10 protein-coding genes are annotated in these 13,377 nt (G+C 57.8%); all 10 read left to right on the top strand.

Annotated elements, in window-relative coordinates; all coding sequences use genetic code 11:
• The first annotated feature begins 1 nt into the window (after position 1).
• On the top strand, positions 2–829 hold the full coding sequence (locus tag FGKAn22_RS08910; RefSeq protein WP_212785298.1) for a Stp1/IreP family PP2C-type Ser/Thr phosphatase: 828 nt from the start codon (positions 2–4) through the stop codon (positions 827–829).
• A gap of 21 nt (positions 830–850) precedes the next feature.
• Positions 851–1,636, top strand: a complete 786-nt coding sequence (locus tag FGKAn22_RS08905) for an FHA domain-containing protein (RefSeq protein WP_212785297.1) — start codon at positions 851–853, stop codon at positions 1,634–1,636.
• Positions 1,637–1,711: 75 nt separating this feature from the next.
• Complete coding sequence (locus FGKAn22_RS08900; protein ID WP_246487377.1) at positions 1,712–3,925, top strand: CHASE2 domain-containing protein; 2,214 nt, start codon at positions 1,712–1,714, stop codon at positions 3,923–3,925.
• Between the two features lie 30 nt (positions 3,926–3,955).
• A complete protein-coding gene (locus tag FGKAn22_RS08895) occupies positions 3,956–4,720 on the top strand; it encodes a 3',5'-cyclic-nucleotide phosphodiesterase (protein ID WP_212785295.1) in 765 nt (254 codons plus the stop codon).
• A gap of 8 nt (positions 4,721–4,728) precedes the next feature.
• Positions 4,729–5,823, top strand: coding sequence for a cyclic nucleotide-binding domain-containing protein (locus FGKAn22_RS08890; RefSeq protein WP_212785294.1), 1,095 nt, complete (start codon positions 4,729–4,731; stop codon positions 5,821–5,823).
• Positions 5,824–5,843: 20 nt separating this feature from the next.
• Complete coding sequence (locus tag FGKAn22_RS08885) at positions 5,844–8,246, top strand: GspE/PulE family protein (protein WP_246487376.1); 2,403 nt, start codon at positions 5,844–5,846, stop codon at positions 8,244–8,246.
• Positions 8,247–8,255: 9 nt separating this feature from the next.
• A complete protein-coding gene (locus tag FGKAn22_RS08880) occupies positions 8,256–9,920 on the top strand; it encodes an HD family phosphohydrolase (RefSeq protein ID WP_212785293.1) in 1,665 nt (554 codons plus the stop codon).
• A gap of 242 nt (positions 9,921–10,162) precedes the next feature.
• Complete coding sequence (locus FGKAn22_RS08875; protein WP_212785292.1) at positions 10,163–10,600, top strand: pilin; 438 nt, start codon at positions 10,163–10,165, stop codon at positions 10,598–10,600.
• A gap of 72 nt (positions 10,601–10,672) precedes the next feature.
• Positions 10,673–12,415 (top strand): hypothetical protein, encoded by a 1,743-nt coding sequence (locus FGKAn22_RS08870; protein ID WP_212785291.1) that lies wholly within the window; start codon positions 10,673–10,675, stop codon positions 12,413–12,415.
• Between the two features lie 73 nt (positions 12,416–12,488).
• Positions 12,489–13,370: a glycosyltransferase family 2 protein gene (locus tag FGKAn22_RS08865; RefSeq protein ID WP_246487375.1), complete on the top strand. Its 882-nt coding sequence runs from the start codon at positions 12,489–12,491 to the stop codon at positions 13,368–13,370.
• Positions 13,371–13,377 lie beyond the last annotated feature (7 nt).

Genomic DNA, 13,377 nt, shown 5'->3' with positions numbered 1-13,377 from the left:
TATGAAAGTAGAAGACGCGCTGGAGATAGTCAGTCAAACCGACCCGGGGATGGTGCGTTCGCACAACGAGGACAGCGTCGCGCAGGAGCCTGCGTGCGGCCTGGTCGTGCTGGCGGACGGCATGGGCGGATACAATGCCGGCGAGGTGGCGAGCGGTATCGCGGTGTCGGTGGTTGCGACGGAGATCAGCCACCGTCTGCAGGAGGCCAGCCCTGTGGAGTACGACGAAGAGACGGGCGAGGAGCTGGGGGTGTCGTTGCTGCGCAGCAACATCCAGAAAGCGAACGCTTCGATCTATCACGCTTCACAGAGCCAGCCGCAGTATGCGGGAATGGGCACGACCATCGTTTCCGGATTGTTCTATGACAATCGCCTGGTGGCTGGCCATGTGGGCGATTCGCGCATGTACCGCTTGCGCGGCGAGACACTGGAGATCGTCACGCGCGATCATTCGCTGCTGCAGGAGCAGATCGACAGCGGCATGATCAGCCTTGAGGACGCACGCCTGTCCAAGAACAAGAACCTGGTGACGCGCGCGGTCGGGATCGATGCCGAAGTCGTGCCGGAAATTCATGTATATGACGTGCAGCTCGGCGATATCTACCTGCTGTGTTCGGATGGTCTGAACGACATGGTGGAGGACGGGGATATCGAGGCCACGCTGTATGCGATGCAGGGCAACCTGCCGCTTGCCGCGGAGCAGCTGATCCAGATGGCGAACGACAACGGCGGACGCGACAATGTCTCGGTGATATTGGTGAAAGTGAAAGGTGATTTCGCCGTGCCGCGCGGCTGGCTGACGGAATTGCTCAACTGGTTCAAGAAATAATTTAGTACGGGGATCGCGACTATGGCTGCAAAATTGATACTCAGCATGGATGGGGTGGTAATCCAGGAATACCCCCTGGTCAAGGAACGCATGACTATCGGGCGCAAGCCGCACAATGACATCGTCATCGACAACCTGGCGGTGAGCGGCGAACATGCCGCGATCGTCACCATCCTTCACGATTCCTTCCTTGAAGATCTGGACAGCACCAACGGGCTTGAAGTGAACGGGGTGCCGACCAAGAAACACTTCCTGCAGAACAACGATCTGATCGAAATCGGCAAGTACAAGCTGAAATACATCAACGACCAGATCAGCCAGACCACCGCGGCCGATTTCGAGAAGACCATGGTGCTGCGCGCGCCGGTCAAGCAGGCTGCTGCCGGTACGGGGAAAACCGGCGAGACCGGCAGCTTTACCCAGACGCAGATCAATCCGAACGTCATGCCGGCGGGGGAGCCGGCGGAGAAGACAGGCAAGTTCGAGGCACATCAATCCGTTGCTCCCCAAATGGCGCCGCCAATTGCCACGCACCCGGTGTCACAGAACGCTGCCGTGCAAATTCTGACCGGCCCCAACGCCGGCAAGGAGTTGGAGTTGGTTAAAAACCTGACCACCCTGGGTAAGCCCGGAGTACAGGTCGCCGTGTTGACCCGCCGTCCGCATGGCTTCTTCATCACGCATGTCGAAGGCGCCCTCCATCCATCTGTGAACGGGATAACGCTGAGCGACCAGCCGCACCAGTTGAACGACCATGACGTGATCGAGCTGGCCGGAGTGAAGATGGAGTTCTATTTCAAGGATTAGTGCCGGGCGGAAAGGGCGGAACTGGTGCCCTCGCTCGGCCTTCAGTGAGGGCGCTGCGTGAGGAAAAACGCGATCTTGATCGGGCTTGGACTGTTGATAGTCCTGGTTTTTGTCGGCAACGCCGCCCGGTTCTATCAGCTGGGTTTTGTCGACCAGCTGTCCTCCATCCTTTATGACTACCGCTTGCGCCTGACCATGCCGCGCACGGTCGATGAACGTATCGTCATTCTCGACATCGACGAAAAAAGCCTCAAGGAAGAGGGGCGCTGGCCATGGAGCCGGGACCGCCTGGCCTTATTGATGGACAAGCTGTTCGACAAGTACGGCATCGCGATCGTCGGTTTCGACGTGGTCTTCGCCGAAAAGGACGAAAGCTCCGGCCTCAAGGTGTTGCAGGATCTGGGACGAAACCAGCTCAGGGATGTTCCGCAATTCCAGTCAACTCTGGAACAGATCAGGCCGAAGCTGGATTACGACAGCCTCTTCGCCAGCAAGATCAAGAATCGCAACGTGGTATTGGGGTATTTCTTTACCAACAGCGCAAAAGGCTCTGGGAAAAATGTTTCCGGAGCCTTGCCCGAGCCAGTGTTTCCTTCCGGCACATTCAATGGGCGCCCGATCAACTTCATGACGTTCGACAGCTATGGTGGAAATCTGCCTGGGCTGCAAAAGAACGCGGTCAGTGCGGGACATTTTACCCAAGCCCCGGATTCCGATGGCGTGGTGCGGCGTGTGCCGATGATCGTGGAATACAACGGCGCCTACTATGAATCCTTGTCTCTGGCCATGGCGCGTACCTTGCTTGGTCAGCCCAAACTGCTGCCGGGTTTCGCCGAGGGGGGGGACAATGGCTATGTCGGCCTGGAGTGGCTGGAACTGGATGCCGCGGGCGGCAAACTGAAGATTCCGGTGGACAGCGCGGTGGCGACCTTCGTTCCGTATCGCGGCGGACAGGGCAGCTTCCGCTATATTTCCGTCGCCGATGTGTTGCACGACCGAGTGCCTTTGGATGAGCTGAAAGACAAGATCGTTCTGGTCGGCACATCCGCCCAAGGGCTGCTGGACTTGCGTGCCACTCCTGTTGCGGCGGTGTATCCGGGGGTGGAGGTTCATGCCAATATGATTTCCGGCATCCTCGACCAGAACCTGAAGGAACGGCCGGCCTACATGGCCGGGGCGGAAGTGCTCTGGCTGCTGCTGATCGGCATTTCCCTTAGTTTTCTGTTGCCGCAGTTGGGGCCGGGAAAGGCCATGCTGGTTTCATTGTTCATGTTCGCAGTCACCCAAGGGGTAAGTCTGGCTCTCTGGCAATATGGCAATGTGTTGATGCCCATTGCGAACAGTCTGGTGATGATCGCCCTGCTGTTCGCGCTGGATATGTCATACGGCTATTTCGTGGAGTCGCGCACCAAACGCCAGATCACCGGCCTGTTCGGGCAATATGTGCCCAGTGAATTGGTCGAGGAGATGGCGGAACATCCGGAGAGCGTGTCGATGGAAGGCGACAGCCGCGAGATGACCATCCTGTTCTCCGATGTGCGCGGTTTTACCACCATCTCCGAAGGGCTGGACGCCAAGGAACTGACCCTGCTGATGAACGAGTTCCTGACGCCTTTGTCGCGGGTGGTCTACAAACATCGCGGTACGATCGACAAATACATGGGCGATTGCATCATGGCGTTCTGGGGCGCGCCGCTGCCGGATCCGGAACATGCGAAACACGCCATTCTTGCAGGCATCGAAATGCAGAAGACCTTGCACGATCTGCAACCGTACTTCAAGGAGCGCGGCTGGCCTGAGATCCATATTGGCGTCGGCATCAATACCGGCAGGGTGAGCGTGGGCAACATGGGCTCGGAAGTGCGTGTGGCTTATACCGTCATGGGTGATGCGGTCAATCTGGCTTCCCGCCTGGAAGGCATCACCAAGCAATATGGCGTGGGCGTCGTGGTGGGCGAACACACCAGGGAAGCCGTGCCGGACTTCGTGTATCGCGAGCTCGATCACGTGCGCGTGAAGGGAAAGGACAAGCCAGTCGCCATTTTCGAACCGATAGGACTGAACGGCGAAGTGGACAGGGACGTGCTGGAAGAAATCAAGATGTTCCACCAAGCGCTGAAGATGTATCGCAAGCAGGATTGGGAGGAGGCGGAATTGCAGCTGTACAACTTGCAGCGCATCTACCCGCAATGCAAGCTGTACCAAGTCTATGCCGAGCGTGTCGCCTACTTCCGCAAGAATCCGCCGGCGGCGGATTGGGACGGCGTGTTCGTGTTCGAGACCAAATAACGCAGTATTGATAACGAGGCTAACAGGACGATGAAGCTCAGGGTATTGGGGTGCAGCGGGGGGATCGGGGGCAATCTGCATACTACTTCGTTCCTGCTCGACCACGATGTGTTGATCGATGCCGGCACCGGCGTGAACGAACTCAGCCTGACCGAGTTGAGCCTGGTCGACCACGTCTTCATTACGCATTCCCATCTCGATCACATCGCTTGCATTCCCCTGCTGGTGGACAGTGTCGGTTTCATGCGCGACAAGCCGTTGACCGTTTATGCCACCGAGGGAACACTGGACATTCTCAAACAGCATGTATTCAACTGGAAAATCTGGCCGGATTTCAGCGAGATACCCAGCGCCCAACATCCTTTTATGCGTTACCAGGCCATCGAACTGGGGGAGACCATCGTATTGGACGGGCGCAGCATTACGGCCGTTCCTGCGACTCATGTGGTGCCTGCGGTCGGTTACTGGCTGGACAGCGGCAGGGCAAGCCTGGTGTATAGCGGTGATACCACCAGCAACGATGCTTTCTGGGAGGTGGTCAACAAGATCGAGAACTTGCGCTACCTGATCATCGAAACTGCGTTTTCGGATAGCGAAAGGGAGCTGGCCATCCTGTCCAAGCATCTCTGCCCCAGTTTGTTGGCCGAAGAATTGCAGAAATTCCAGGGCGAGGCGGACGTGTTCGTCACCCACCTGAAGCCGGGGGAGGTGGAACTGACCATGAGGGAAATCGAGAGCGTGGTGCGGGGGCGCAGGCCGAGGATGTTGCTGAATAACCAGGAATTCGAGTTCTAGTGCAGGCGATGACTTACGCACTCGATATCAAGATTCTGGCAGGACTGGAGCCCATTTCCTCATTCGGTCCGGCGCGGCTGCGCGAGCTGTTGGACTATAGCCATATCGAAACGGTTATCAAGGGGAAAGACCCGTTCAAGGCGCATGGCCTGCAAGGCCAGTCGGTTTACCTGGTGGACGGCGAGGTCGAACTGACCTACCGGGATGGCAACAAGGTGATCGTAAGCGCCCAGTCCGAGTGGGCCAAGCACCCATTGGGCAAGCGGCAGCCGGACATCGTTTCGGCTGCAGCATTGCGTGAAAGCCATTTGTTGCGCATCGACGATGAGCTGCTGGATCGCATGGTGACCCTCGATCAGTTTTCGCAGCACGACCTGGATGCGCCTAGGCTTGCCGCAACCGGACAGGAAGAACGCGCCGACGTCTCGGCCAGCGTCAAACGCCTGCTGAGTTCCAGCATGTTCAGCGCGGACAACCTCAAGAACGGGCCGCTGGCGCACTTGCCGATGACGAATATCAGCGCGCTGTTGCAGCGTATCGAAGCGGTTGCGGTGTGGAGTGGCGACATCATCATCCGCGAGGGCGACGAGGGCGATTATTACTACCTGATCGACAGCGGCCGTGCCCAGGTGACGCGGCGCGTGGGCGGCATGGTGATACCGCTTGCCGACCTGAAGGCGGGCGACGTGTTCGGCGAAGAGGCGCTGGTCTCCGGAGCCAGGCGCAATGCGACCGTCACGATGAAATCCAACGGCGTATTATTGCGCCTCGGGCGGCAGGATTTCCTGTCGCTGCTGCAAGAGCCATTGCTGCACAAATTGAGTTACGAACGGGCCGGGCAGGCAGTCGCGCAGGGCGCGGTGTGGCTGGATGTGCGCAATCCGCCGGAATACCGATACGACAAATTGCCGGGCGCGATGAATGTGCCGTTGAACGACATACGCAATGCAGTCGGCGTGCTGGACCGCAGCAAGCGGTATATCGCCTACTGCCAGAGCGGGCGGCGCAGCGCGGCGGCCGCTTTCATCCTGGCGCAGGCCGGATATGATGTGCAGGTTCTGGATGGCGGTTTATGGTCGGTGCCCAAGTCGGCACCGCAGTAGCGAGTGAGATAGGAGCGGTAATGAGTACAGTAATGGCGGCCAATGGCGCAATGAACAATACCGGTGATATCGGCCTCAAGCTCGAGTTCACCAAGAATCTCAATCATGTCATCAACAAGATACATGCCACCAGCAACATCGACGAGATCATGCTGGATGTCAGCAAGGATATCTGCACACTGTTCAATGCGGACCGGCTGACCATCTATGTGGTGGGGGAGGACAATGCCTCGCTGATTTCCAAGGTCAAGACAGGCCTGAATTCGTTCAAGGATCTCAAGCTGCCGATCGCCGAGCAAAGCGTTGCCGGATATGCGGCGATGCACAAGCGGCTCCTCAATATCAGGGACGTCTACGACGAGAAGGAACTGGCCGGTTACAGCGCGCATCTGCGCTTCCTGCAGGAGGTGGACAAGCGCACCGGCTACCGGACCAAGCAGATGCTGGTCGCGCCGATTATGGATGCCGGCAATGGCGACCTGGTCGGCATCATCCAGGTCATCAACAACAAGGCGGGAACTCCTTTCTCGGCAGTGGTCGAGGAGGGCGTGCAGGAACTGGCGCAGACCATGGCGGTGGCGTTGCGCCAACGGCAGCAGAGCGCGACCATCAAGACCAAGTACGACTATCTGGTCGCCGATGCCGTGCTTTCCGCGGCAGAGTTCGAGTTGGCGGCCCGCACCGCGCGCCGCAAGGGGATCGACATCGAGGAGGTACTGATCGACGAATTCCAGGTCAGCATCCCGGCACTGGGCAAGGCGCTGTCCACATTCTTCGGGGTGCCTTACGAGCCGTACAAGTCCGACCGCATCAAGCCCGCCGACCTGTTGCGCAACCTGAAGCGGGAGTACGTCGAAAGCAGCCACTGGATACCGATAGAGGAGAACCAGGACGGATTGCTGATCCTGACCACCGACCCGGAGCGGACCCAGGCCTCGCGGGTGGTCAACAACATTTTTCCCAAGCACCGTCTGATTTACAAGGTCTGTTCCCAGCGAGAGTTCAAGCAGACTCTGGACTTGTATTATGGCGGCGGTGGCGCCGACGCGACCGGAGGCTTTTCGATGGACGAGTCGTCGATGGACGACCTGTTGTCCAGTCTGGGCGGAGACGAAGAAGAAAACGGCGGCGGCATCAGCCAGGAGGATGTCAATGCGGCGGCGGACAACGAACTGGTCAAGCTGGTCAACAAGATCATCGTCGATTCCTACCGTATGGGCGCCTCCGATATCCACATCGAGCCGGGGCCGGGCAAGATGAAAACGCAGATCCGCGTACGCAAGGATGGCTCGCTGCTTAACTATATCGAAGTGCCATCCACTTACCGCAATGCTTTGGTGACGCGCCTCAAGATCATGTGCGACCTGGATATCTCCGAGAAGCGCAAACCGCAGGACGGCAAGATCAAGTTCAAGAAATTCGGCCCGTTGGATATCGAGTTGCGCGTGGCGACCATCCCCTCGCAGGGCGGCGTCGAAGACGTGGTGATGCGTATCCTCGCATCCGGCGAACCGTTGCCGCTGGAGAAGATGGGCTTTTCCGCGCGCAACAACGAACTGGTCAAGGCGACGGTCAGCAAGCCGTATGGCCTGTTCTTCGTGTGCGGCCCCACCGGTTCCGGCAAGACCACCACGCTGCACTCCATCCTGAAATACATCAACACGCCGGATACCAAGATCTGGACTGCCGAAGACCCGGTGGAAATCACCCAGAAGGGCCTGCGCCAGGTGCAGATCAACAAGAAGGCGGGACTGGACTTCGCCACCATCATGCGCGCATTCCTGCGCGCCGACCCGGACGTGATCATGGTCGGCGAAATGCGCGACAAGGAGACGGTGTCCATCGGCATCGAAGCCTCGCTGACCGGTCACCTGGTGTTCGCCACGCTGCACACCAACAGCGCGCCCGAATCCATCATCCGCCTGCTCGACATGGGTATGGACCCGTTCAACTTCGCCGACGCCCTGCTGGGCATTCTCGCGCAGCGCCTGGCGAAACGCCTGTGTGCCGATTGCAAGAAGCCGCACATCGCCACGGCCGACGAAATCAAGGCGCTGCTGAACGAATATAGCGAAGAACTGAAGAACACCACGACATGGAAGAAGGACCCGGTAGCGGCGACCAAGGCGCTGTATGCCGAATGGGCGAAGCTGTTTGCCGATGATAAAGGGCAATTCACCCTGTACGAGCCGGTCGGCTGCGACAAGTGCACCGGCACGGGTTATCGCGGGCGCGTCGGCTTGCACGAGTTGCTGATCGGGTCCGACGCGGTGAAGAAGGCCATCCAGGAACACGCTCGCGTCGCCGAGTTGCTGGCCATCGCGCTGGAGGAAGGCATGCACACCCTGAAGCAGGACGGTATGGAGAAGGTGCTGCAAGGGATAACCGATATGCATCAGGTCCGTGCAGTCTGTATCAAGTAAAGCCCGCGCATGAATTCCGCCGAGAACCTGCTGCGACGGCTCAAGGAACTCAATGAGATCGGCATCGCGCTGTCCCGGCAGCACGATATCAGCAGCTTGCTGGAGATCATCCTGGAGGCGGCCAAGCGCATCACTCGTGCCGATGCTGGCACGCTTTATCTGCTTGAGCCGGAACAACGGGTGCTGCGCTTCGAGATCATGCGCACCGACTCCCTCAATATCGCGATGGGGGGAACCAGCGGCGTGCCTATCAGTTTCTACCCGATCCGGCTTTACGATGAAGCCGGGAATCCCAACAACGCGATGGTGGTGAGCCACTCGGCCTTGAGCGGCGAGACGGTGAACATTTCCGACGCCTACACCGAGCAGGGGTACGATTTCTCCGGCACCAAGAAATTCGACGCCAAGACCGGGTATCGCTCGCAGTCGTTCCTGGCGGTGCCGATGCGCAATCATGAGAATGAAATCATCGGCGTGTTGCAGCTCATCAACGCGCAGGACCGCGAGAGCGGCGCGATCGTGCCGTTCTCGGCCGACGACCAGCAGCTGCTGGAGTCGCTCGCTTCGCAGGCCGCCATCGCGCTGACCAACCGCCGCCTGATCGAGCAGATGGAAAAGCTGTTCGAGGCCTTCATCCAGCTCATCAACACCGCCATCGACGACAAGTCTCCCTATACCGGCGGACACTGCGCGCGCGTGCCGGCGTTGACCATGATGCTGGCCGAAGCGGTCAATCGCACCCAGTGCGGGCCGTTGAAGGACTTCGTGATGACCGAGAAGGATCGCCATGAACTGAAGATCGCCGGCCTGTTGCATGACTGCGGCAAGATCACCACCCCGGTGCATATCGTGGACAAGGCGACCAAGCTGCATACCCTGTTCGATCGAATCCAGCTGGTGGACACGCGGTTCGAGGTGCTCAAACGCGATGCCGAGATCGCGATGTTGCGAGCGCTATCAAACCTTCCTTCTCGCGCGAGCGGGGGAGAGGGGGACGTTTCGGCAGAGGCTGCGGCGATCCGTGCCGGGTACGAAGTGCACATCCGGCAACTGGACGACGACCGCGAATTCCTGCGTCATTGCAACATCGGCAGCGAGGCCATGTCGGAAGAGGAACAGCAGCGCGTGCGCCGGATCGCCGCCTATCGCTGGCGCGATGTCGGCGGGGCTGAAAGCAATTTCCTCAGCGAGGACGAGATCGAAAACCTCACCATCCGGTACGGCACGTTGACCGAGGCCGAGCGCGGGATCATCAATCATCATATCGATGTCACCATCAAAATGCTGGAATCGTTGCCGTGGCCCAAGCACCTCAAGAACGTGCCGGAATATGCGGGCGGTCATCACGAGCGCATGGACGGCAAGGGCTATCCGCGCGGCCTGACGCGCGAGCAGATGTCGGTGCAGGCGCGGGTGATGGGTATCGCCGACATCTTCGAGGCGCTCACCGCGAAGGACCGCCCCTACAAGGAAGGCAAGACCCTGGCCGAATCGCTCGCCATCCTCGGCAAGTTGAAATTGGCCGGGCATATCGATCCCGACCTGTTCGATATCTTCATCCGCGAGAAGGTCTATCTCGACTACGCCAGGCAATTCCTCGCTCCCGAGCAGATCGCCGAGGTGGACCTGAGCAAGATTCCGGGCGTGAATCCGGATGTATGTCATGGCGGGTGACGAAAAATGTCACCATGTAGGCAAGGCTGGGCAGGTGCGGCGGTTTGCTTCTGGTGGGTAACTCACCGCTTGTGAGTGCAAATCAACTTTATCGGCAATCCTGGATAATATTATTTGATAAAAATCATTCGGTTGCGCTGGCTGGATGGCTTTGCTGGGACGAGCTTCAATGTTGGCATGGCTATTGCTTATAAAGACATCGACACACGGCGTGTGTGTTTAACCTAAATAGGAGCTTTTATATGAAAAACGTACAAAAGGGCTTTACCCTGATCGAACTGATGATCGTGGTCGCGATCATCGGCATTCTGGCTGCCGTGGCAATCCCGGCTTACCAGGACTACACCATCAAGGCCAAGATTTCGGAAGCTACCAGCTTGACCAGCCAGCCCCGTCTGGACCTCGGCGTATTCTGCAGCGATAACGGCGGTTTCACTGCCCTGACCGGCGCAACTACCACCAATCTGACCCCCGCTGTTCCGGCCGGTGCCAAGGTCGTGAATACGATTGCTGTTGCCAATACTACCGGTGCTATTACCGTCACGTTTAAATCCGCTGCGAATGGTGCACCTGCTGCGATTGCGGGCCTGAACGTTGTGTGGACACCGACCTGTACAACTGCTGGAACGACTTGGGGTGTTACCGGTTCTATCCCCTCGAAGTACTATCCGAAGCCCTAATCCTTATAGGATTTGACTCGACGAAAAAGGAGGCGACAGCCTCCTTTTTTGTTCTAACTTGATCCATTTTCCATGCCTATTCCTATCCTCAAACCATTTGTCCTGTTTTGCCTCCTTGCCGCTACGGTTGCCTGCTATCTGCCTGGACTCACGGGGCATTTCATTTTCGACGATAGCGCCAATATTGGCACAAATTCTCTCCTGAGAATTGATAGCCTGGACTTCTATTCTCTCTGGCAGGCCGCGTCTTCGGGTGGGGGGGCGTTAAGCCGGCCCATCAGCATGGCGAGTTTTGCCGTCAATTATTATGTTTCCGGCATGGATGCCTATTATTTCAAGGCGACCAATCTTGCGATCCATTTGGTCAACGGGATGCTGGTGTTTGTACTGGTCCGGCTGCTGCTCAACCTGTACCGGCGTATTCATCATTCAACAGTGGATGAGGGGGCCGAAACATGGATTGCCATCGCTGTCGCCGCGATCTGGCTGTTGCATCCGTTCAACCTGACGGGCGTGCTTTACGTGGTACAGCGCATGACCAGTCTTTCGGCGTTATTCACGCTGGCTGGCTTGGTGCTGTATCTGTATGGCAGGAAAAAACTGCTGGATGGGGCGCGGTCGGGTTTTGTGGCAATTGCAGCAGCCATATTCGTCATCACGCCGCTTGCTGCGCTATGCAAGGAAAATGGCGCCTTGTTGCCTTTGCTTATTTTTGTGACCGAAGGGATTTTGCTGCGCTGGAAAACTTCCGATCAGGGGACACGCCGCATCCTTATGGCGGTTGTCGGTTCGGCGGCGATAGTCCCGGTGTTGTTCGGCTTATTTTACATCTTGAATAATCCCGGCCTGATTCTGGGCGGCTATGCATGGCGCGATTTTTCGCTGACCGAACGGTTGATGACCGAGGCGCGCGTGCTGTGGTTCTATCTGCATATGATCGTACTGCCCAACATGGCCGAGATGGGCTTGCATCACGACGACATCCTGATTTCGAGGGGGCTGCTTACGCCCTGGACGACGTTGCCTGCCATAGCGGGGCTGCTGGTGCTTGCGGGCGGCGCGTTTGCGTTGCGCAATAAACAACCCATGATCGCTTTCGGGATCGCGTTCTTCTTGACCGGTCATGCACTGGAGTCCACGGTCATTCCACTGGAAATCGCTTTTGAACACCGCAACTATTTGCCCATGTTCGGCATCTTGCTGCCCTTGGCCTATTACACATTGAATCCCCGGTTGCATCTGCCCAGTTTGCGCTTGCGCCGAATGGCTTTCATGGCGTTGGTGATCCTGTTCGCCGGACTGACCGCGGCCCGTGCCCAGCAATGGGGAGATACGCTATTGATGCGCACGCTGGAGGTGGAACGGCACCCATATTCGGTGCGGGCGCACACCGACCTGGCGGGACTTTACGACCACCTGCCGCCAACGTCGCGCGAAGAGGCAATTGATCTCTATAACAAAGCCATATTCCATTACCAGCAGGCTGCATATAATGCGCCGTCAAACATCTCCGGGTTGCTCGGAATCCTGGTGGTGAATGCGGAAAGGGGACTACAGCCGGATGAAGCACTGATAGAGATGCTGGAGCAACGCCTTGCGACGGTTCCTTTTGGGCCGCCAAACAAGAATTCCCTCATCGGCTTGGCAAGGTGCCTTGCCGACGGGAGTTGCGTAGTCAATGCGGAAATCATTGCACGTCTTTACCGCGCCGCGTTGTCGAACCCGCTGCTAACTGGCAGCCACAGAAGCCAAATAGTCACTGAATTCGGCAATTTGCCGCCGGAAATCCGGCCCAAGGCGGAACTGATAAAATGAAAAACTATGTAATAGACGCAACGGAACAAGTTGCAAGACCGGTATTCACGTGCATGTTCAGTTTGGTTGCAGGATGAGTGAAAAGATAAAGCCGCTTATGGATATCACACTGGTTATTCCGGCCCGCAACGAGGCTGAAGGATTACGTCGTTTGTTGCCCGAGGTCGTGGCGAGATTACCGGAGGCGGAGATCATCGTCGTCAATGACGGTTCGGACGATGACACGTTGTCGGTGTGCGCCAAGTTTCCCGTGCGAGTGGTCAGCCATCCGTACCCGAAAGGCAATGGCGCAGCGGTAAAGTCCGGCGCACGCGCCGCAAAGGGCGACGTGCTGATCTTCATGGATGCCGACGGACAGCATCAGCCGCAAGATATTCCGTTGATGTTGGAAAAACTCGAGCGAGGCTATGACATGGTGGTGGGGGCGCGCGGCAGAGGCTCTCAGGCCGGCGCGCACCGGGCGGTCGCCAACGGGTTCTACAATTGGCTGGCGAGCTGGATGGTGGGGCAAAAAGTGGATGACCTGACCTCGGGCTTCAGGGCGGTCAAGGCCGACAAGTTCCGCCAATTCCTTTACATGCTGCCCAATGGTTTTTCCTATCCGACCACCATTACCATGAGTTTCTTCCGGGCCGGCTATAGCGTGGGGTATGTGCCGATCCATGCCCCCAAGCGTATCGGTAACAGCAGTCACATGCGTATCGTGCGCGATGGGGTGCGATTCCTGCTTATCATCTTCAAGATCGGCTCGCTGTATTCGCCGCTGAAACTGTTCTTCCCGGTCAGCGCCCTTTTTTTTCTGCTGGGCGCGGGTAATTATGTCCACACCTACCTGACTCTGCACCGCTTCACCAACATGAGCGCTTTGTTGTTCATCAGCGCGATCATCGTATTCCTGATCGGACTGGTTTCTGAACAGATCACCATGCTGGCATATAAGGACAGTGACCATTAGAAAACGA

The organism is Ferrigenium kumadai (assembly GCF_018324385.1).
Classification (GTDB): domain Bacteria; phylum Pseudomonadota; class Gammaproteobacteria; order Burkholderiales; family Gallionellaceae; genus Gallionella; species Gallionella kumadai.
This window is presented reverse-complemented; position numbering and strand designations above follow the sequence as displayed.